The sequence below is a fragment of the Agreia sp. Leaf210 genome, assembly GCF_001421485.1.
Classification (GTDB): Bacteria; Actinomycetota; Actinomycetes; order Actinomycetales; family Microbacteriaceae; genus Agreia.
Genome location: NZ_LMKK01000003.1, coordinates 307,752 through 327,710 on the forward strand (window position 1 = coordinate 307,752; position 19,959 = coordinate 327,710).

The 19,959-nt window shown below is 66.4% G+C and carries 20 protein-coding genes; 7 read left to right on the top strand and 13 right to left on the bottom strand.

The window, feature by feature from the left end; all coding sequences use genetic code 11:
- Position 1: 1 nt before the first annotated feature.
- Together ASE64_RS11860 and ASE64_RS11865 are read right to left on the bottom strand one after the other, a co-directional pair.
- Positions 2-1,330, bottom strand: coding sequence for a bifunctional o-acetylhomoserine/o-acetylserine sulfhydrylase (locus ASE64_RS11860; protein ID WP_055780671.1), 1,329 nt, complete (start codon positions 1,328-1,330; stop codon positions 2-4).
- A gap of 51 nt (positions 1,331-1,381) precedes the next feature.
- Positions 1,382-2,488 carry an acyltransferase family protein gene (locus ASE64_RS11865; RefSeq protein ID WP_235480606.1) on the bottom strand — a complete coding sequence of 369 codons (1,107 nt, stop codon included), beginning with the start codon at positions 2,486-2,488 and terminating at the stop codon, positions 1,382-1,384.
- A gap of 113 nt (positions 2,489-2,601) precedes the next feature.
- Here ASE64_RS11865 and ASE64_RS11870 point away from each other — a divergent pair, with 113 nt between their 5' ends.
- Entirely contained in the window at positions 2,602-3,390 is a 789-nt protein-coding gene (locus ASE64_RS11870) for an SDR family oxidoreductase (protein ID WP_055780673.1), read from the top strand.
- Here ASE64_RS11870 and ASE64_RS11875 read toward each other — a convergent pair.
- Positions 3,378-4,892, bottom strand: coding sequence for an MFS transporter (locus ASE64_RS11875; RefSeq protein ID WP_055780676.1), 1,515 nt, complete (start codon positions 4,890-4,892; stop codon positions 3,378-3,380). The two genes, ASE64_RS11870 and ASE64_RS11875, sit on opposite strands and share 13 nt — an antisense overlap.
- Before the next feature lie 53 nt (positions 4,893-4,945).
- On the opposite strand from ASE64_RS11875, the gene ASE64_RS11880 reads away from it, so the two are divergent.
- From ASE64_RS11880 to ASE64_RS11895, 4 genes are read left to right on the top strand one after another with little or no spacing between them, the layout of a single operon-like run.
- Positions 4,946-5,464, top strand: coding sequence for a phosphoribosyltransferase (locus tag ASE64_RS11880; protein ID WP_055780679.1), 519 nt, complete (start codon positions 4,946-4,948; stop codon positions 5,462-5,464).
- Positions 5,434-6,189, top strand: coding sequence for a peptidase S51 (locus tag ASE64_RS11885; protein ID WP_235480607.1), 756 nt, complete (start codon positions 5,434-5,436; stop codon positions 6,187-6,189). Before ASE64_RS11880 ends, ASE64_RS11885 begins: the two co-directional genes overlap by 31 nt.
- A gap of 3 nt (positions 6,190-6,192) precedes the next feature.
- Positions 6,193-6,894, top strand: a complete 702-nt coding sequence (locus tag ASE64_RS11890; protein WP_055780682.1) for a uracil-DNA glycosylase — start codon at positions 6,193-6,195, stop codon at positions 6,892-6,894.
- 9 nt (positions 6,895-6,903) lie between these two features.
- Positions 6,904-7,482, top strand: coding sequence for a GNAT family N-acetyltransferase (locus tag ASE64_RS11895; RefSeq protein ID WP_055780685.1), 579 nt, complete (start codon positions 6,904-6,906; stop codon positions 7,480-7,482).
- Positions 7,483-7,524: 42 nt separating this feature from the next.
- Here ASE64_RS11895 and ASE64_RS11900 read toward each other — a convergent pair whose 3' ends face one another.
- Positions 7,525-8,049: a DinB family protein gene (locus ASE64_RS11900; protein ID WP_235480608.1), complete on the bottom strand. Its 525-nt coding sequence runs from the start codon at positions 8,047-8,049 to the stop codon at positions 7,525-7,527.
- A gap of 29 nt (positions 8,050-8,078) precedes the next feature.
- Here ASE64_RS11900 and ASE64_RS11905 point away from each other — a divergent pair, with 29 nt between their 5' ends.
- Entirely contained in the window at positions 8,079-9,533 is a 1,455-nt protein-coding gene (locus tag ASE64_RS11905; RefSeq protein WP_055780688.1) for an amidase, read from the top strand.
- A gap of 42 nt (positions 9,534-9,575) precedes the next feature.
- Positions 9,576-9,986: a siderophore-interacting protein gene (locus ASE64_RS11910; protein ID WP_162234567.1), complete on the top strand. Its 411-nt coding sequence runs from the start codon at positions 9,576-9,578 to the stop codon at positions 9,984-9,986.
- A 43-nt stretch (positions 9,987-10,029) separates the two neighbouring features.
- Here ASE64_RS11910 and ASE64_RS11915 read toward each other — a convergent pair whose 3' ends face one another.
- The 9 genes from ASE64_RS11915 to ASE64_RS11955 form a co-directional block, all read right to left on the bottom strand.
- The gene (locus tag ASE64_RS11915; protein WP_162234568.1) at positions 10,030-11,322 is read right to left on the bottom strand and encodes a GNAT family N-acetyltransferase; all 1,293 of its coding nucleotides are present in this window, start codon (positions 11,320-11,322) and stop codon (positions 10,030-10,032) included.
- A gap of 32 nt (positions 11,323-11,354) precedes the next feature.
- Positions 11,355-13,862 carry a glycoside hydrolase family 65 protein gene (locus tag ASE64_RS11920; protein WP_055780696.1) on the bottom strand — a complete coding sequence of 836 codons (2,508 nt, stop codon included), beginning with the start codon at positions 13,860-13,862 and terminating at the stop codon, positions 11,355-11,357.
- The gene (locus tag ASE64_RS11925; protein ID WP_442853834.1) at positions 13,859-14,659 is read right to left on the bottom strand and encodes an HAD family hydrolase; all 801 of its coding nucleotides are present in this window, start codon (positions 14,657-14,659) and stop codon (positions 13,859-13,861) included. The genes ASE64_RS11920 and ASE64_RS11925 overlap by 4 nt, the downstream gene beginning before the upstream one ends.
- 109 nt (positions 14,660-14,768) lie before the next feature.
- Entirely contained in the window at positions 14,769-15,644 is an 876-nt protein-coding gene (locus ASE64_RS11930; protein ID WP_235480609.1) for an SDR family NAD(P)-dependent oxidoreductase, read from the bottom strand.
- A complete protein-coding gene (locus tag ASE64_RS11935) occupies positions 15,641-16,030 on the bottom strand; it encodes a Fe-S oxidoreductase (RefSeq protein ID WP_235480637.1) in 390 nt (129 codons plus the stop codon). Before ASE64_RS11935 ends, ASE64_RS11930 begins: the two co-directional genes overlap by 4 nt.
- Before the next feature lie 5 nt (positions 16,031-16,035).
- A complete protein-coding gene (locus tag ASE64_RS11940) occupies positions 16,036-17,487 on the bottom strand; it encodes a dihydrolipoyl dehydrogenase family protein (protein WP_055780699.1) in 1,452 nt (483 codons plus the stop codon).
- Between the two features lie 13 nt (positions 17,488-17,500).
- Complete coding sequence (locus ASE64_RS11945; protein ID WP_055780702.1) at positions 17,501-18,304, bottom strand: crotonase/enoyl-CoA hydratase family protein; 804 nt, start codon at positions 18,302-18,304, stop codon at positions 17,501-17,503.
- Positions 18,301-19,158: an arginase family protein gene (locus tag ASE64_RS11950; RefSeq protein ID WP_055780705.1), complete on the bottom strand. Its 858-nt coding sequence runs from the start codon at positions 19,156-19,158 to the stop codon at positions 18,301-18,303. The genes ASE64_RS11945 and ASE64_RS11950 overlap by 4 nt, the downstream gene beginning before the upstream one ends.
- 41 nt (positions 19,159-19,199) lie before the next feature.
- Positions 19,200-19,946 carry a PspA/IM30 family protein gene (locus ASE64_RS11955; protein ID WP_055780707.1) on the bottom strand — a complete coding sequence of 249 codons (747 nt, stop codon included), beginning with the start codon at positions 19,944-19,946 and terminating at the stop codon, positions 19,200-19,202.
- Between the last annotated feature and the right edge of the window lie 13 nt (positions 19,947-19,959).

The following is a 19,959-nucleotide window of genomic DNA, read 5'->3' on the forward strand; positions in this document are numbered from 1 at the left end:
ATTAGACGATGGCGTTGGCGCGCGCCACCTCGCGGGCCGCGCTCAGGCCGGCCTCGAGATCGGCCTTGATGTCGTCGATGTTCTCGAGCCCCACCGAGAGCCGCACGAGACCGGGGGTCACACCCGAGGTGAGCTGCTGCTCGGGCGTCAACTGCGAGTGGGTCGTCGAGGCGGGGTGGATGACGAGACTGCGCACGTCGCCGATGTTGGCCAGGTGGCTGAACAGCGTGAGGTTGTCGACCAGCGCGCGCCCGGCATCCACCCCGCCTTTCAGTTCGAACGACAGAACGGCGCCGACGCCCTTCGGCGCGTACTTGTTGGCTGTGGCGTACCACGGGCTCGTGGGCAGGCCCGCGTAGTAGACCGTGGCGATGTCGTCGTGTGCATCGAGCCACTCGGCGACCTCCTGCGCGTTCTGCACGTGGCGTTCGATGCGCAGACTGAGCGTTTCGATGCCCTGGATGAGCTGCCACGCGCTGGCCGGGGCGATCGACGAACCGAGGTCGCGGAGCAGCTGCACGCGGGCCTTGATGATGTACGCGATCCCATCGCCGAGCGCCTCTGCGTAGTTCACGCCGTGATACGACGGGTCTGGCGAGGTGAGGCCGGGGAATCGTTCGGGGTTCTTGCTCCACGCGAACTTTCCGCCATCGACGATCACACCGCCGATGACCGTGCCGTGACCGCCGAGGAACTTGGTGGCGGAGTGGACGATGATGTCGGCACCGTGCTCGAAGGGGCGGATCAGATAGGGCGTGGCGATCGTGTTGTCGACGATGAGCGGCACGCCCGACGCGTGGGCGACCTCGGCGACGAGCTCGATGTCGAGGATGTTGATCTTCGGGTTGCCGATCGTCTCAGCGAAGAAGAGCTTCGTGTTGGGGCGCACCGCACGGCGCCACTCCTCGGCGTCGTCCTGGTTCTCGACGAACGTGGTCTCGATGCCGAGCTTCGCCAGCGTGTACTTGAAGAGGTTGTAGGTGCCGCCGTAGATCGACGCACTCGACACGATGTGGTCACCGGCCTCGGCGATGTTCAGCACGGCGAAGGTCTCGGCGGCCTGACCGGAGGCGACGAGTAGTGCGGCGGTCCCTCCCTCGAGCGCGGCGACGCGCTCCTCCACCACGTTCTGCGTGGGGTTCTGGATGCGCGTGTAGATGTTGCCGAATTCCGCGAGCGCGAAGAGGTTCTTCGCGTGGTCGGAGTTGTTGAAGACGTAAGAGGTCGTCTGATAGATGGGTGTGGCGCGGGCATTCGTCACCGGGTCGGGAGCCGCACCCGAATGGATCTGCTTGGTCTCGAATTTCCAGCTGGCGTCGTTGTCGCTCATGAGTCCTGCTTCCTTGGGGCGAATGCGAGAGCTGATCGCTCTCAGGCGAGCCTAGGAACCGGGCCCACGGGCGTCAACGGACGGGGACACACGACGTAACAGCCAGCGAGGGTGCGGCTCGACGAGCGGCCTGAGGAGTGTGCGCACCGGCTTAGAGGCCAGCAGGAACGTGACGACGATCGCGAACACGATCATGGCCGGCAGATACCAGATGGGCACGTCGCCTTCGAGTACGCCGGACTCCCGGAACGGGTACAGAACGAACGTGTGCAGGAGGTAGATGTACAGCGTCGCCTGGCCCAGGTCGGTGAAGACCGTCCGACGGCGCGGCACGAGCACGAGGAAGGCGAACGACAGGATGACGGCGACGACGATCACGGCGAGGCGCACGCCGCCGGCCCACCAGTGGTCGTATCCCACTGCGGCGTAGGACTCGTCGAAGAGCAGGAACTGTCGGATTCCGATTTCTCGCCAGAAGTCGATGCCGGTGAAGACGACGATGGCGACGGCGGCGAACAGTGCTGCAGCGCCGACGCGCCACCAGATGACCGTGGATGGAGACCATGACAGCCACCGGCGTGTCAGATCGCTGCCCCGTAGGCGCCATCCGAGCACGAAGAAGGGCAGAAGGCCGAGGGTGCGCGAAATGGCGAACTCCGAGGTGATATCCCCGATGTATCCCGCCCAGACCGATACTCCCACGCTGATCAGGAGCGGGTAGCGCAGCTGTGCGAGGTAGGGGAGCCCGATGCGCCAGGCGATGAGCGAGAGGATGAACCACAGGGTCCACGACGGTTGCGCGAGATCGAGGTTCAGGGTTCCGACGACCGCCCATCGCACCAGGGTCCAGATGGTCTCGAAGATCAGATACGGCAACACGAGATCGGTGACCAGCCGTTTGAGCTGCTTCGCGCCGGGAGGGCTCGCCTTGGCGAAGTACCCGCTGACGAGAACGAAGACCGGAACGTGGAAGGCGTAGATGACGAGGTAGACGCTATACGACGTGTCGGACGCGTCGATCAGCCGCAGGATGGCGTGACCGACCACCACCAGGGTGATCGCGAGGTACCGGGCGTTGTCCCACAGCGGCAGGCGCTGCTTCGATCCGGCGGCGAGCACGGCGCCGCCCGGCTGGCGCGGCTGCTGAGGAGATGTCACGGCGACCAGCCTAGCTTCGGCCTGAAACGGCCTCGCATCGCACGGTCGGAGAGGGAGTCTCGAACGCACTACCGTGGAAGCGGAGTTCGAACCTTGTCGAAAGAGGTAGGTCAATGATTCGTCGCGCGGTCGTCACCGGAGCAAGCTCGGGTATCGGAGAGGCCACGGTGGTCGCACTGCGTGCCGCCGGATGGGATGTCGTGGGCGTGGCGCGACGCAGGGATCGACTCGAAGCGCTCGCCGAGCGCACGGGTGCCCGGTACTTCGTCGCAGACCTGACGGTGCAGAGCGAGGTCGATGCCCTTGCCGCGTACGTCGAGGAGACGGGCGGCGTCAACACCCTGGTGAACAACGCAGGGGGAGCGCGCGGTCTCGACTCGATCGAGAACGGCGATGTCGACGACTGGGCCTGGATGTACGAGGTGAATGTGGTGGCCGTCAAGAGAGTGATCTCGGCCCTGTTGCCACAGCTACGCGAGTCGGTCCGCGACGGCGATGTCGCCGACATCATCACCGTCACCTCTATCGCGGGACATACGGCCTACGAGGGCGGCGGCGGCTACAACGCTGCCAAATTCGCGGCGGCCGCCATGCTCGAGGTGCTGAGGCTCGAGGTGAGCGGCGAGCCCATCCGCGTGCTCGAGATCGCGCCCGGCATGGTCTACACCGAAGAGTTCTCGCTGAACCGATTCGGAGGCGACAGGGAGCGGGCAGAGAGCGTGTACGCGAACGTGCCCGATCCACTGGTCGCCGACGACGTCGCACGGGTCATCGTGTCGATGGTCGAGCAGCCCCCGCACGTGTCTCTCGACCTCGTCGTGATCAAGCCCGTTGCGCAGTCGGCGCCGCACAAGGTGCATCGGGGAGCGCTCCACGTGCGTCCCGAGAATCACCGAGGCTGATTCGAGGCTGACCCGAGCTCCGTCGGTCCCTCCTCTGGGGCGACGGGGTCGGCAAACGCCAGGCGCGGTACGAAGAAGAGCAGGATGGCCGCGGCGAGTGCACCGAGGCCGCAAATGGCCCACACCTGCATATAGCCGAGAAGGCTCGACGCGGTCGCGGTGACCGAGGACGCTCCGGCGAAGAGCACGACGCCGAAGACCGCTGAGGCGAACGAGCCACCGATCGTCTTCGTCGTGTTCGTGAGTGCTGCGGCGACGCCCGTCTGACCACGGGGAGCTGCCGCGGCGGCTGCGCTGGGGAGCGCGCCGACCAAGGCTCCCGATCCGAGTCCCGCCACGACCATGTTGACGACCACCTGCGGAGTCGAGTCGTGAAAAGGCAGGAAGAGGAGGTAGCCGAGCGCAACGAGGAAGGCGCCCCCGATGAGCGCGACCCGCGGGGTCGCCCAGGTCGACACGATCGGAAAGAGGATCGCTCCGACGATCATCGACACGAGGTACGCGCCGATGAGGTTGGATATATCGCTGGCCGCGAGACCCAGGCCGTATCCGTTGACCGGATCCGTGCCTGCAAAGGTACTGAGCGGCGCCTGGGCACCCAGCAGGCTGATTCCGATGAGCGCAGCCGTGAGCTGAACCGGCCACATGGAGGGCTGCGCGAGCACCCTCATGTCGATCGCCGGATCGGACTGTCGCCGCTCGAAGTGCACGAACGGCACGAAGGCGAGAGCCCCGACCACGATGAGCGCCCAGACCCACCAGGTCTCAGGACCATTGATTCGGAGGAATGTCAGCCCGGACGTGATGAGCAGCAGGCCCGCGGTGAGGATCGAGAAACCCGCGAGATCGAGAGAGCGCCCGGGTTGAGGCGACGATTCGGGAACGCCGAACAGCACCACGAAGAAGACGAGGGTGACGGCGATCGCGGGAATCATCAGGGTGGGGCCGACGGCGTCGCCGAATGCCGCGAAGACGCGGCCACCCGCCAGTGCGCCCAGGATCGCGCCGGCCTCGAGAGCGACGACGAGCAGGCCGGCGGCGCGACGGGTCTGCGACGCGGCACGACCGGTACGACGGCCCCGTTCGAAGATCAGCGCCACCTCGAGCGGCAGCCACACCACATAGAACCCCTGCAGCGCCCACGCGATGAGAAACGACACGAAGTCGTCTGCGACGACGAGCCACCAGCTCGCCGCGGCCGTCAGAACCGTCGTGAGAAGCAGCATCCGCTTGTGGCCCCACATGTCGCCGAGCTTCGCGATGATGGGTACGACGAGAGCAGCCACCAGAAGCTGACCGGCCTCGAACCAGTTGAAGTCTGCATCGACGATTCCCAGATGCTTCACCAGGTCGGGAATGAGGGGGATGTAGTAGCCCTGAAGGATGCCGCTGGTGATCTCGACGAGGAACAGGTAGCCGATGAGGCTCGCCGTGACACCCACGGACGTCGTGCCGAGAGATCGCGTCGCGACGAATCGCCGCCTGCCCGGTTCGGTCGTCATGAGCGGATATTACTCGCGCTGTGACGGGTGAGAAACCCGGTACCGTATGAGGCATGGTTCGAAGCGACGAGAAGACGACTGCCGATCTGGCCCCTACGGCCGAACCCGAGAGAGAGGTCCTCGGGTGGTTGGAGTTCGGTGACGCTTCTCGGGATCTCGCGCGGGACGTTCTCGGAAGCGGTTTCGTTCCGGACTTCGTGATCGCTATCGCGCGCGGTGGCCTCCTGCCGGCCGGCGCCCTCGCCTACGCTCTCGGAACCAAGAGCTGCGGCAGTCTCAACGTCGAGTTCTACTCCGACATCGAGACCACGCTGCCCGAACCGATTCTCCTTCCGCCGATGCTCGACAACACCGCTCTCATCGGCAAGAACATCCTCCTGGTCGACGACGTCGCCGACTCCGGACGCACGCTTGCGATGGTCGTCGGACTGCTCGAGAACGTCGGAGTCATCGTCAAGACGGCGACGCTGTACTCGAAGCCTCGATCCGTGATCGAACCCGACTTCTTCTGGCGCAAGACCGATCGGTGGATAGTGTTCCCGTGGTCGGCGCATCCTCCGGTCACCGTCTGATGTCCATCCACCTCTCCGGCGGCGGCTGGCCTTTCGACGACGATGGGGCGGTCTTCCGTCCCTTCCTCGACGAGGCCACCCAGAGGGCGACCGAAGCGGGTCGTCTCGATGGCCCCCGCGTGGCCATCGTGCTCGTTCGCGATGGCGATGGCCCGGAGAAGTTCGTGGAGCTGTCTGCGGTCTTCGGCACCCTCGGCAAGATCGATCCGATCGCCGTACTCGCCCCGGAAGGCGCACCGATCGATCAGTCGCTCCTCGTCGACCTCGACGGCCTGGTCGTCTGGGGCGGTCTTGTGCCCGCTTATCGCGAGAGCCTGGCGTCGTCGTTTGCGGCCATCCGTGCGCTCGTCGAGTCCGGCGTTCCCTACTTCGGTATGTCGGCCGGTGCTGCCGTGGTGAGCGACGGAGCACTGATCGGCGGGTGGAAGATCGGCGAGGTGCAGGTCTGCCCGGTCGACGCGGCCCAGGAGATCGAGCAGGTCACCGTAGCCGAGGGCATCGGGCTCATCGATACGACGATCGACGTTCACGCCGCGCAGTGGGGCACCGTCGCTCGACTCATCGCGGCGACGGAGGCCGCGGTTGTCGACGGCGGACTGGCCATCGATGAGCACACAGCGCTGATCGTGGGGGAGAGCTCGCTACGCGTGGTCGGATCAGGCAGCGTCTGGTCTGTCACACGAGAGAACGGAACCGTTCGGGTTTCGACGATCGGCGTCGGCTGATCGATGGCCGGTTCTCTGCGCACACTGGTCGACGAGGGACTGATCGACCCATCGTGGGCGGAGGCGCTGTCCCCGGAGGAGGAGACCATCGTCGCGCTGGGCGAGTTCCTGCGCACCGAGGTCGCTGAGGGGCGCGGCTATCAGCCGAGCGGTCGCAATGTGTTCCGAGCATTCCGTCTTCCGCTGGCGCAGGTCCGTGTGCTCATCGTCGGACAGGACCCGTATCCGACGCCCGGGCATCCGATCGGCCTGTCTTTCGCGACCGATGCCCACGTGCGTCCGTTGCCGCGCAGCCTGCAGAACATCTTCCGAGAACTGCGCGACGACCTCGGGGTCGAGCCGCCGGCACACGGAGATCTGAGTTCGTGGTCGCGTTCCGGGGTGATGCTGCTCAACAGGGTGCTCACCGTGCGCCCGGGTGATGCAGGCTCGCACCGGCGAAAGGGCTGGGAGAGAGTGACGGATCTCGCCGTGCGTACCCTCGCCTCTCGGGGCGAGCCGCTCGTATCGATCCTCTGGGGTAGAGATGCAGCGGCACTCAAACCGCTTCTGGGAGACACCCCGTTCATCGAGTCGGCGCATCCCAGCCCTCTCTCCGCCAGTCGCGGTTTCTTCGGATCGCGGCCATTCAGTCGAGCGAACACACTGCTCGAAACGCAGGGCGCGCAGCCTGTCGACTGGTCGCTCGAGACCGCGGCGGAATAGGCTTGCACAATGCTTGAAGAGGAGTACCAGCCGCGACGCAGACTGCCGCCAGCTTTGCGCCCAAAGACCCCGCCGCCGCCGAAGTTCGAATACGTCATTCGTGACGCGACGACTCGCGACCTCCCTGACGTGCGCGAGATCTACAACCACTATGTGGCGAACAGCACCGTCACCTTCGACGAGGATCCGATGTCGTTGAAGGCCTGGCGCTCCAAATTCGCGTGGGTCTCCAAGCTCGGATTCCCTTTTCTCGTCGCTGTGTCGCCGAGCGGTAACATCCTCGGTTTCGCCTATGTCGCCCCGTGGAAGGAGAAGGCCGCGTACCGTCGCACCGTCGAGAACTCGATCTACCTCGGCCCGGCCGCTACGGGCAAGGGTCTCGGGAAGGCGCTGATGGCAGAACTCCTGACCCGGGCCAAGGCTGTGGGCATCAAGGAGGTGCTCGCCGTGATCGCGGATCAGGGCGCCGAGGCCTCGCTGAAGATGCACGAGAGCTTCGGATTCAAGGAGGTCGGTCGCCTCGGCCGCGTCGGATTCAAGTTCAACCGGTGGCTCGGCACGGTCATGCTGCAGAAGTCGCTGAAGTAGCAGAGAGTTCGATCGACCGGGGTCTCGCCGCTCGGCACCCGATCATTCGCCTGTTGCTCCGTCGAGCATCTCGCGCAGGATGTCGATGTGACCGATGTGGCGTGCCGTCTCCTCGATGAGATGCACCGTGATCCAGCGCAGGGTGAAACGGGCCTCGCGACCCTGGCAGCGATCGTCGAGCGAGTGCCTCAGCTGCACTGCTCGGGACTCTGCGACCGCCGTCTCGTAGTCGGCGATGATCTCGGCGAGCGTGTCTTTCTCGCTGATCCTGAACTCGCCATCGGGGTCTTCGTCAGACCAGCGATACGAGATCATCGCTTCGCCGTCCATGACCTCTCGGAACCAGGAACGTTCCACATCGGCGAGGTGCCGTATGAGGCCCGCCACCGTGGTCAGCGAGGGCAGGAGGCGTCGCCCGGCGTCGGCGTCGCTGAGGCCGGTGGCCTTGTAGACGACCGTCGCGCGCTGCAGGTCGAGGAACCCATCGAGCATCTCGCGTTCGCCGCCGCGTTCGGGCGGTTCCGGTCGGTCGTCTTCGGGCAGGGTCCCGGTGCTTGTCGAGGTCACGGTCTCCAGCCTAGAACTAGGCTCGATTCATGACCGCCCCGCACGAGTTCTCGGCCCTCGACCAGTACCGCCTCCTGCAGCGAGGAGAGCTCGGCGTGGTCGAACTGACCCAGCATTACCTCGACCGCATAGGGGCACGCGACGGCGAGCTCGGCGCGTTCTTCACCGTGACGGCCGAGCGCGCGCTCGAGCGCGCCCGCCACGTCGAGATGCATGTCCCGCGGTCGACGCGCCTGTGGGGCATGCCGTTCGCCGACAAAGACCTGTGGAGGAGGGAGGGAGTGCGCACGACATTTGGTTCGCGCGCGTTCGCCCACTTCGTTCCCGAGGCGAGCGACGAGCTGCCCGGAGTCCTCGACGAAGCGGGCGGCATCAGCCTCGGCAAGACGGCGACACCCGAATTCGGTATGACGAGCCACAGCGAGACCCTTCTGGCTCCGCCCGCCCGCAACCCGTGGAATCTCGATCTCGGTCCGGGAGGGTCGAGCGGGGGAGCGGCTGCCGCCGTCTCCGCAGGGCTGCTCCCGTTCGCACCGGGGTCGGATGGCGGTGGGTCGATCCGCATCCCTGCGGCGGCCTGCGGGCTCGTCGGGATCAAGCCCTCGCGCGGGCGCGTCCCGGCTCTGTCGGGCATCGACGCTCTCGGCGGGCTCCCGGTCGCCGGGCCTATCGCTCGCAGTGTCGTGGATGCGGCTTTCCTGCTCGATGGAATGATCGGACGCCGGGGCTCGGTCATCGACGATCACTTCGCCCTGCGTGCTCCGAGCGAGGATGACGGCGACTTTCTGGGTTTCGCCATGAGAGGCGAGGGCCGCTTTCAGATCGGGGTCTGCGTCGACTCCCCGTGGTCGAGCTCTCACGAGCTCGTCATCGACCCCGAGATCACGGCGGTGCTCGCCGATACGGTCGCTCTGCTGTCGGCCCTCGGTCACGGGATCGAGGAGGTCGGGCTCGAACCGGCTCCCGAGTACGGCTCGGCGTTCACGACCGTCTGGCAGGCCGGCGCGGCCCAGATCCGGATCGAGTCCGTCCCGCCCATCGAAGCCGATGCGGATGCCGATGGCGACGTCGAGCCGCTCACCCGCTGGCTTCGTCGCCGCGGCCGCGAGCTGACGGCCGTACAGCTCGCGCAGGCACTCGCCGAACTGTCTCGTTTCGAACGTCGCACCATCGATCGATTCTCTGGATTCGATGCTGTGCTCACGCCGACCCTCGCCCTTCTTCCACGTCCCATCGGCTGGTACGACGCCGCTGATCCAGAACGCAACTTCGCCCAGCAGGTGGAGTACTCGCCGTTCTCGTCGTACGTCAACGCCGCCGGGCTTCCGGCCATCACACTGCCGGTCGGCATGAGTTCCGATTCTCTTCCGATCGGCATGCAGCTCATCGGCCGACCCGGGGGAGAGAGTGTCCTCCTGTCTATCGCGCGGCAGCTCGAGCGTCGGCTGCGGTGGGAGGAGAAGCATCCGCCGATCTGGTCATAGGGGGATTCTCTTCGTAGGTTAGGTATGCCTATACTAAGTTCGATGAGAGTTCTGATGACCGAGGCGGGAGCCATGCCCACGACCGCCGGGCGCGTACTGCTGGCAGGCGATTCGACGATCATTCCCGTCATTCAGGGCCTCATAGAGACTCTCCCGGATACCGCACGCGGGCAGATCTTCATCGAGGTGGAGACGGCGCTCGACATCATCGCCCTCGAGACACCCGAGCGCATCACCGTGAGCTGGTTGGCGCGCGACGTGCGCACCGGTACTCCCGGGCAGGTGCTCGGCCGCGCTGTCCGAGCGTGGGTGAGCGAGATGACCACGGGCGATGTTGTGGCCGATGGAGCCGAACTCTGTGTGTGGCTCGGCGGAGAGGCCGCGCGCATCGACGATCTTCGAGCCGACCTCGCTGAACGACTCGGTTCCAGCCGCGAAACGCTCGCTCGGTAGTCCGAGCTCGTCGGCGTTCCGGTTCTCGGGGCCAGGCCCTCGACTAGAACGCGGTGTTGCAGTAGACCGGCGCCGCCGGGGCGAGAAGACGCTGCAGCGTCTCCGCGGAGCCCGGAACGACCTCGCGCAGGGCACCCGCCGCTGCGGCGACGCGCGGATCCGCGCCGCCGAGGTACAGGGCGCCGAGTACCCACGCATCCATCTCGATGTCGACGGGACCGGAGCTGACGCGCTCGAGTGACCCCGCGCCCTCCGCGGCGGTCAGCCTGTAGAAGCCGTCCGCGAATCCCAGGGAGTCGACAACCCGGAACGTGACCTCCCCATCGGCGGTGTACCGCCGAGCGCTGAACGCCGCTATGGGGTCGAGGATGCGCAGCCAGATCCGATCCTCGACATTCGTGACCGTCAGCACTCGCGGGTCGACGAGCGCCCAGCGCAGAGCATCGTCGGGCGCACCAGACGAGAACGTCACCCGAGTACTCAAGTCGATCGAGGCAAGGTAGTGCCACAACGCCAGATAGGCATCGCCCGTAGCGGCGACGAGGTCGTTGACCTCGATCGCGTGAGGTTTCGTCTCCCACCCGCCGAATCGGTAGGTGACGTAGCCGTCGACGACGCCGCTCTCGTCGTAGTGCACAGCAGCCCGGCGCGCCCGGTCTTCTTCGCCTTCGTCGGTGAGTGTGCCGGAGATACGGTCGGAATACTGGGCGTGCCGGCCTATGGATCCCGGCTGGCTCGCATGGAAGGCATCGAAGACGGTGCCAGCGAGGGCGGGGATATCGCGTGGATCGACGACGCTGCACCGGCCGGAGGGTGCTTTCGTGAGAGCGAAACGCGCGTCGGTGTCGACGGTCAGCTCGTGCACCCACGTTGCCGCCCCGAAGCCGAAGCGACGATAGATCGATGCCTCTGATGCAGTGAGGGCCGCGATGGCGAACCCGGCTTCGGCGGCGCGCCGGAGATCCTCTGTCATCATGCGGCGGAGGATGCCGCGGCGCCGATGCGTGGCGCGGACGGTGACGGACGAGATGAGGTGGGCTTTCAGCTGGACCCCGGGGCTCACCGTGAGGGGCTTTTCGAACGAGGCGAACGTGGCCACGGGGATGTCGGGGCGCAACGAGTGCTCGGGCGACGCGGTGTCGTACACGCCCGTCAGTTCCTGACCGTCCTCCCGGAGGTATCCCGCCAGGGCAGCGGCGTGCGCCTTTGTCGGTCGGCGTCCGAGAAAGCCGAGGAAGTCCGCCTCGAGCCAACCAGCGGTCGGCCCGTCGGCGGTCTCACCGTCGCGGCCTGCCTGAAATGTGCGGAGTTCGAGGGACTGCGTTGAGGTGCTCACACCCTCCACGTTAGCGCCCGCGACACCGCGTATCAGTCGATGGGCTCGAGCAGGCCGGCCTCGGAGGTGTCGAGCGAGATGGTCGGAAGTGACGAGGTGATGACACTTCCATCTGCCCTGAGATTGCCCTCGACGTCGGCGGCCCTCGGAGCGCCCGGCAGCCGTGGCCCCTGGTGATCGAGTCCGATGAGAACGGGCTCGCCCGCCTGCACCGTCACACGCTCGCCACGAACGAAGACCGTGGCCCTGTCGCCGTCCTCGACCGTCAGCTCGATGTCGGCCTGCCGCAGGTCGACTCGGATCCGAGTGTCGCGCAGCGTGATGCGGTAGGTGAGTCCCTGCCATTCCTCGGGCAACCGCGGGTCGATCGTGATGCGACCGCCGTGGTCACGGAAGCCTCCGAATCCGTAGACCAGCGCGCTCCACACCCCGCCCGTCGAGGCGACGTGAACGCCGTCGGCGGTGTTGTTGTGCAGGTCCGCCAGATCGACGAAGAGGCCCGAGGTGAAGTATCTGAGCGCCAAGCTCGAATACCCGACCTCGGCCGCGATGATCGACTGCACAACGGCCGACAGCGTCGAATCGCCGGTGGTGATCGGATCGTAGTAGTCGAAGTCGGCGCGCTTCTCTGCGGCCGTGAACTGGTCGCCCTGCAGCAGGAGTGCGAGAACGACGTCTGCCTGCTTGAGCACCTGGAAGCGGTAGATCACCAACGGGTGGAAGTGCAGAAGGAGCGGGCGCTTCTCGGGCGGAGTGTGCGAGAGATCCCAACGCTCCTTCTCGAGGAACTGGGCGTCCTGCGGGTGGATGCGCAGATTCTCGTCGAACGGAATGTGCATCGCCTCGGCGGCACGCGACCACTCGTCGATCTCCGCCTCATCGAACTTGACCCGGGCCACCATACGGTCGTACGCCTGGGGGTCTTCTTCGCGGATACGTGTGACGGCCGCCGCGGCGGAGCGCAGATTCGAGCGTGCCATGACGTTGGTGTACAGATTGTCGTTGACGACGGTGGTGTACTCGTCGGGACCGGTCACGCCGTGGATGTGGAAGATATCGCCGCCGTTGGCCCGCCAGAACCCGAGGTCGGCCCACATCCGCGCGGTCTCGACCAGGATGTCGATGGCCTCACGAGCGAGGAAGTCCTCGTCGCCCGTGGCCGAGACGTACTGGGTGAGCGCATGTGAGATGTCGGCATCGATGTGGTACTGCGCCGTGCCGGCGGCGTAATAGGCGCTCGACTCGAGGCCATTGATGGTGCGCCACGGGAACAGGGCGCCGAGCTGGTTGAGCTCGGTCGCACGCATGCGGGCATGGTCGAGCATGGCGTGTCGGAAGCGGAGAGCGTTGCGCGCGGCGATCGGCGACGTGTACGTGAGGAACGGCAGTACGTACACCTCGGTGTCCCAGAAGTAGTGGCCGCCGTAGCCCGATCCGCTGACGCCCTTGGCCGAGACTCCCTGGCCGTCGGCACGCATGGATGCCTGCGCGAGTTGGAACAGGTTCCATCTCGTGGCCTGCTGGAGGACCGGCTGCCCGGGCAGCACCACGTCGGTGCGGGCCCAGAACTCCGAGAGCCAGTCGCGCTGGCGCTCGACGAAGGACTCCATACCCTCGTCACGCGCGCGGTCGAGAGTGCGATCGCAGCGGTCCGCGAGTTCGCGCGTGGGAACTCCGGACGACGTGTGGTAGCTCACCGTCTTCGTGATGCGGATGGTCTTGCCCTGGTGGGCACGGATCCGATAGACGTGCTTGGCCAGATCGTCGCCGATCTGGGACGACTCCTCGAACTCGTTCTCGGTCTCGATCGTGTGGTCTGCCCCGCAAGCGATCGTCATGCCCGAATTCGTGCAGCGGTAGCCCAGCACATAACGGCCGTCCTCGTCGCGCTTGTAGCGTGGCTGGAGGACACGATCGGTGAATGCCTCGGCCTTGCGCGGGTCGAAGTCCTTCGACGCGGCGGTCGGAGCGTGGTATTCGTCGATACCGTCCTGCCTGTTGAGGATCTGGCTCGAGATGACGACCGAGGCGTCGGCATCGAGCAGGGTCACCTCGTAGTCCATGAACGCCAGATGACGATCGGTGAACGAGACCATGCGACGCGAGTTGATCAGTACCCGCTTGCCGGACGGCGTGCGCCATTCCAGAGAACGGCACAGGATGCCGTCGGCGAAGTCGAGCCGACGCTCGTACATCGGCAGATCGGCCTCGGTCAGGACTAGCGGCTCGTCGTCGACGTAGAGCCGGATGATCTTGGCATCGGGGGCGTTGACGATGGTCTGGCCGACACGGGCGAAGCCGAAGGCCTCTTCGGCGTGCCTGATGGGCCACGTCTCGTGGAACCCGTTGATGTAGGTGCCGTGCTCGTGGCCGTCGCGCCCCTCGTCGACGTTGCCTCGGAGTCCCAGGTAGCCGTTGCCGATGGCGAAGAGCGTCTCGGTGCGGCCCATGTCCTTCGAGCTGAAGTCCGTCTCGACGAGCGCCCACTCGTCGAGGGGAAAACGGTTGCGGTCGAGCGGGTCGCGGGAGATCAGATTCATGCGGGTTCCCCTGGGGTAGGAGTCGAGGTTGAAGAAGTAAGGGGAAGCAGCTCGGCGAGGTCGTCGACCACGATGTCTGCGCCGCTTTCGAGGAGTTCGGCCGTGCCGGCGCCGCGGTTCACTCCGAGGACGAGACCGAATTTACCATCGCGTCCGGCCTGCACACCGGAGTGGGCGTCCTCGACGACGACGCACTGCTGAGGAGACAGCCCGAGCAGCTCCGCGCCGTAGGCGTAGGTCGCCGGAGAGGGCTTGCCGGCGAGACCCTCGCGAGCCGCGACGAGACCATCGACGACCACCTCGAAACGATCGCGGATGCCCGCCGCACGCAACACGGGTTCGGCATTGCGCGAGCTCGACACGACGGCCACGAGGAGTCCCTCGTCGGTGATCGCGTCGAGAAAGCGCAGAGATCCGGGGTACGGAGCTACGCCGTCGGATTCGAGAGACTCTGTGAACGCCGAATTCTTGCGGTTGCCCAGACCGCAGACGGTCTCGAGTTCGGGAGCGTCATCAGGCGTGCCCTCCGGAATCATGATGGAGCGCGAGGCCAGAAACGAGCGCACGCCGTCGTAACGCGGCTTGCCGTCGATGTAGGCGAAGTAGTCGGCGTCGGTGTACGGCTCGTCGATGCCGCGCGAGGCGAGGTAGGGGGAGAAGAGGCGGGCCCATGCCGACATGTGCACGTCGGCGGTCGGTGTGAGTACTCCGTCGAGGTCGAACAGCACGGCTTTCAGCGACGTGAGTCGCTCGCGTGCGTCAGTGATGGAGAGCACCGGAATCGGGGCAGAAGTCACAGGAATCCTCGGGGGGTTCTGAGGCGAAGAGGGGAAGGGGAAGATGTCGGGTGAAGCGGGTAACTCCGCCATAGTAGCGGCTGCATGGAAACGTTTCCGCACGGCCCGGTCAGTCGGTGACGACCTCGAGATCGACGAGTTTCTCGGATACCCCCCAGAGACGTGACGCGAGGGTGTCATCGCGTGCGGCGCCGCTCGTTCTCCCGTTGGGGACCAGCCCGTCGAAGTACGTTCCGCTCGGGGCGGGAGGGATGGCGGCCGATGCCAACTCGATCAGGGGCACCGCGCCGGTCTCCGGAGTGATTCCGAGGCCACCGTTGCCGAGCGCGTTGCCGAGCCGGAGCATCCATGAATCGGCGCCAAACGAGGTCGTGACGAACCCCGGATGAAAAGCGTATGCGGTGATGCCACTGCCACGAGTTCTCCGAGCGAGTTCTCGCGTGCCGAGCAGCACCGCGGTCTTGGCCGAGCCGTAGGCCTGCCATCCGCCGAGCCATGGCCTCGCGCGGGAATCGAGGTCGTCGAGCCGGAGCCGACCCCATCGATTCGCCACGCTCCCCGTGGCTATCACGGTGACAGGGTGCCCTGCGGCCGCTGTCTCTCGAAGTCGAGGAATCAGAAGACGGGTGAGGAGGAAGGGCGCGAGGTGGTTGACCTGGAACGTCTTCTCATGGCCGTCGACCGTCTGCGTGCGGCGCGAGACGAGGCCACCCGCGTTGTTGGCGAGCACATCGATGCGGTCGAAGCGCTCGAGCAGCTCGCTCGACACGCGCCGCACGTCGGCCAACGATGCGAAATCCGCCACGAACGGCTCGGCATTCGTGATGGATGCGGCCACGTCGCGGGTTCGGTCGGCATCGCGACCGAGAACGGCGACGCGCGCCCCCCGACGCCCGAGCTCTTCGGCCGCGGCTCGTCCGATTCCTGAGCTCGCGCCGGTGATGACCACTGTGGCGTCGGCCAACGGACGGCTCGTCGCGGTCACCGATAGTTGCCCTTCTCGAGACCGGCTTCGATCTCGAACCGGTTGGTCAGAGGGTTTCGACCCGCGAGAAAGTAGAGGATGGGGAAGACCATTCCGTACTTCTTCCACTGGGTCCGGTGCACGGACTCGTGCTCGAGGACGGCGGGTTTCGTGTTCGTGTCGGTGAGGTAGACCCCGCCCACGCACGATCCGCCCCTCGAGAACGACCACGTGGGCATGCCCTCGCACACGAAGAGACCATCGACGCGCCTCGCCTTTCCGGTGCTGAGCGAGAAGCCCCAGACGAGCGCCACCGCCGTGGCGTACAGGTAGCCGGCGCGGGCCAATGGGGGAGTCAGCACGACCGACTTCACTGCCCGGGTCAGCGCGACATCGGGAATCGAGATCGGCTTCACGCGCCGACGGGCCGACCGTAGGTCTCGAGCAGGCGGAGCCAGATCTCGTTCATCGTCGGATAGGCCGGAACCGCGTGCCAGAGTCGGTCGATGGGGACCTCGGCGCTGACGGCGATGGTGGCGGCGTGCAGCATCTCGCCCACGTCGGGGCCGACGAAGGTGACTCCCAGAACGACCCGGCGATCTTCGTCGACGACCATGCGCGCGGTGCCGGTGTAGCCGTCGGCATGTACGCTCGCGCCGGCGACGTTGCCGATCTCGTAGTCGACGACGCGCGTGCGGTACCCCGCCTTCTCTGCCGCAGCCGCGGTCAATCCGACCGACGCGACCTCCGGGTCGCTGAAGGTGACCTGCGGAACAGCGCGGTGGTCTGCCGTGGCGACGTGTGCGCCCCACGGCTCGTCGAACACCTCTCTGCCATCGGCGCGCGCCGCGATCACGTCGCCGGCGGCCCGCGCCTGGTACTTGCCCTGATGAGTCAGGAGCGCGCGGTGGTTGACATCGCCCGTGGCGTACAGCCAGCCTCCGTCGAAGGGCTGACCGCTGTCGTCGACGACTCGCAGGGTGTCGTCGACGGTGAGCCAGTCGCCGGGCGTGAGCCCGATCGTCTCGAGCCCGAGGTCGTCCGTGCGCGGCGTGCGTCCCGTGGCCACCAGAAGCTCGTCGGACGTGACGGTCGATCCGTCGTCGAGGTGAACGACGACGTCGCCGCCCGCAAGCCGTTCGACCGATGTCGGCGAGGTGTGCAGCTTCAGGGTGACGCCGAGATCGGCGAGAGACGATCCGACGAGCTCGCCGGCGAAGGGCTCCATCGAGTCGAGGAGCGCCCCACGCACGAGGAGAGTGACGACGGCGCCCAGGCTGGCATAGGCCGTGGCCATTTCCACGGCCACGACACCGCCGCCGATGATGGCGAGTCTCGACGGGATCGACTGCGCGCTGGTCGCTTCGCGACTCGTCCACGGACGGGACTGGGCCAACCCGGGAATGTCGGGCAGCAGGGCCGCGGATCCGGTCGAGACCGTGATGGCGTGCTTCGCCGAGTAGGTGGTCGTCGTTCCGTCGGCACCGGTGACCTCGATGCGCTTGCGGCCGATGAACCGCGCGTGCCCGCGGATGAGGTCGATGCCAGCGCTCGAGACCCAGTCCGCCTGGCTGTCGTCTTTCCAGTCTTTGGTGAACGAGTTGCGTCGATTCAGCACTGCGGACACGTCGATGTCTCCCGTCACCGCCTCCTTCGCACCCTCCACGGACTGCGCCGAGCGCAGCACCGACCCACTCCGCAGCAGGGCTTTCGAGGGCATGCACGCCCAGTAGCTGCACTCTCCTCCGACGAGTTCGCTCTCGATGAGGGCCGTGCGCAGGCCGCCCTGGACCGCACGGTCTGCCACGTTCTCTCCGATGGCGCCCGCGCCGATGACGATGAGGTCGTATTCGGTCGTTGTCATGATGTGTCCTTGCTCAGTGGCCCGTGAAGCGAGCCGTGGTGCGGGTTGCGAATGCTTCGAGACCGACTCGTGCGTCGTCGCTCGACGCGAGACGAACGAGAGCGGGTTGAAGCTCGGCCTCGGCTGCCGCGTCGCCCGAGCGAACGGCGAGCCTGGCGTTGGCGAGCGCGGCCTGCACGGCGAGGGGCGCTTGCGCCGCCACGCGTTCGGCGAGCTCGAGCGCCCTCTCGAACTGCGTTCCCTCGGGAACGACCTCCTGCACCAGTCCGATTCTGAGGGCCTCCGCCGCGTCGAACATGTCGCCCGTCAGAATCCAGCGCATGGCGTTCCCCCAGCCGACGGCGCGGGGAAAACGCAGGGTGGCCCCGCCGAAGGGCAGGATGCCGCGGCTCACCTCGAGCTGTCCGAAGCGCGTCGAATTGGCGGCGACGACGATGTCGCTGGCGAGCATCAATTCGATTCCGAGCGTCAGGCAGATTCCCTGCACCGCCATGACGACGGGCTTGCTGAGACTGCGCCCCGAGACCTGCCACGGATTGATTCCGTCGTGATCGACGTAGTCGATTCCCGATTCGGTGATGCGCGGGCCGATGTCGGCGAGGTCCAGTCCGGCGGTGAAATGATCACCGGCAGCGTGCACGAGCCCGACCCGCAGTTCGGGATCGGAGTCGAGCTCGCCGTAGGCGGACGAGAGCTGCTGCAGCATCGAGAAGTCGGCCGCGTTTCGCTTCTCAGGCCTGTGGAGCTGGATCAGGAGTACGTGGCCGCATCGTTCGGTCACGATCCGGGCCCCATCGGGCCGGGGGGAGTCGGTCACGGAGTGCTCTCTTCTTGTCGCGGCACGGTGCGGGTGAGGGCCGAGATGATGCGGAGGATGCCGGGCAGATCGTCGGACGCGGACTCGGGCGTCGATGGAGCGAACTCCGTCATGCCGGCACCGACGAGCCCGAACCGCGCGCGGATGGCCGAGATCGCTTGCACGAGCTGCTGAACGGTGAGTCCGAACGGTTCGGGGTAGCCGACGCCGTCGATCCCGGCGGGGTCGATGACGTCGAGGTCGACGTGGATGTACACGGAGCTCGCTCCCGTTTGCAGGACCGCCTCGACCGCGGCCTCCGGCTCCTGGAGCTCGGCGACCGAGACCACGCGCAGGCCCGCGGACTCGATGTAGGCGGCCTCGTCGTCGTCGAGCGACCGCGTGCCGGCGAGCACGACTCGTGTGCTCGACAGTGGGACGGAGGGCAGGAGCGCGTCGGGACCATCGCCGAGCAGAGCGCGCAGAACCATTCCGTGGAACGCGTGCGACGGCGAGGTCTCAGGCGAGTTGAGGTCACCGTGCGCATCGAACCAGACGACGGCAACCGATTCGCCGGACGACTCGAGGGCGTGCGGGATGGCTCCCAACTCCACGCCGCAATCGCCGCCGATCGTCACCACCGGGCCGACGGTGGCGCCGAGAACGCGTCGCTGGTTGGCGAGCACGGACTGGATGGCCGTGTAGCGCAGAACGCCGGTGCCCTGCGATTCGCCCGCGCCCATCGGTACATCGACGACTCTGGTGGCTGCGGCGGGCAGATCGCCCTGGATGGCCGACGCCCCGTCGACGAGGCGCATGGCCCTCGACGAACCGGAGCCCTGCCACTGGGGCACGATCACGAAAGTAGCTGGCACCTGCTCAGTCTTCCACGGTCTTCGGGGCGTCGGACCGGAGGCTATTCGACCGGCGCGTCGATGGGTCGAGCCGGCTGGTTCTTCGCTTTCAGCTGCGCCAGACGGGCATCGACCTCGGTGAGCTCCCCGAGATCGTCGAGGCTCTCGAACTGGGCGTCGAGGCTCGAGGCCGTGAGCTCTTCCTGGCCGCGCACCTTCGCCTCCTCGCGTCGGATCTTGTCTTCGAATCGGCCGAGGTCGCTGGTCGGGTCGAGCAGATCGATGCTCTTCAGCGCATCCTGCACCGTGCTCTGCGCCTCGACGGTCTTGGCGCGCGCCGCGAGCTCGTCGCGCTTGCGCGTGAGCTGGCCGAGCTTCTCTTTCATGGCGTTGAGGCCCGCCTTGAGTTTCTCCACCACTTCGGTCTGCGAGGCGATCGAGGGTTCGGCGTCGGCAGCCTCCTTCTCGCTCTGGAGCTGACGAGTCAGGGCCACCTTGGCGAGAGCATCGAACTTGTCGGCGTCGATGGTGTTGCCGGCGACACGGAGCTCATCGCCCTTCTGGCTTGCAGCGAGCGCCTTGCGACCCCAGTCTTCTGCCGTCGACACGTCTTCGCGGTGGTCGTCTTCGAGCAGACGCAGGTTTCCGATGGTCTGCGCGATGGCGCTCTCGGCATCGGCGATGTTGTCGCTGTAGTCGCGCACGAGCTGATCGAGCATCAACTGGGGATCCTCGGCCTGATCGATCAGAGCGTTGATGTTCGCCTTGGCGAGCTGCGTGATGCGACCGATGATGGACTGCTTTGCCATTGTCTTCTCCTTG

Bases quoted from the DNA above. Each gene is read 5' to 3' on its own strand.
- ASE64_RS11920 (WP_055780696.1), bottom strand. From the start codon at position 13,862: ATGAATCTGATCTCCCGCGACCCGCTCGACCGCAACCGTTTTCCCCTC.
- ASE64_RS11905 (WP_055780688.1), top strand. From the start codon at position 8,079: ATGACCGCCCCGCACGAGTTCTCGGCCCTCGACCAGTACCGCCTCCTG.
- ASE64_RS11870 (WP_055780673.1), top strand. From the start codon at position 2,602: ATGATTCGTCGCGCGGTCGTCACCGGAGCAAGCTCGGGTATCGGAGAG.
- ASE64_RS11875 (WP_055780676.1), bottom strand. From the start codon at position 4,892: ATGACGACCGAACCGGGCAGGCGGCGATTCGTCGCGACGCGATCTCTC.
- ASE64_RS11895 (WP_055780685.1), top strand. From the start codon at position 6,904: ATGCTTGAAGAGGAGTACCAGCCGCGACGCAGACTGCCGCCAGCTTTG.
- ASE64_RS11890 (WP_055780682.1), top strand. From the start codon at position 6,193: ATGGCCGGTTCTCTGCGCACACTGGTCGACGAGGGACTGATCGACCCA.
- ASE64_RS11940 (WP_055780699.1), bottom strand. From the start codon at position 17,487: ATGACAACGACCGAATACGACCTCATCGTCATCGGCGCGGGCGCCATC.
- ASE64_RS11880 (WP_055780679.1), top strand. From the start codon at position 4,946: ATGGTTCGAAGCGACGAGAAGACGACTGCCGATCTGGCCCCTACGGCC.
- ASE64_RS11910 (WP_162234567.1), top strand. From the start codon at position 9,576: ATGAGAGTTCTGATGACCGAGGCGGGAGCCATGCCCACGACCGCCGGG.
- ASE64_RS11860 (WP_055780671.1), bottom strand. From the start codon at position 1,330: ATGAGCGACAACGACGCCAGCTGGAAATTCGAGACCAAGCAGATCCAT.
- ASE64_RS11955 (WP_055780707.1), bottom strand. From the start codon at position 19,946: ATGGCAAAGCAGTCCATCATCGGTCGCATCACGCAGCTCGCCAAGGCG.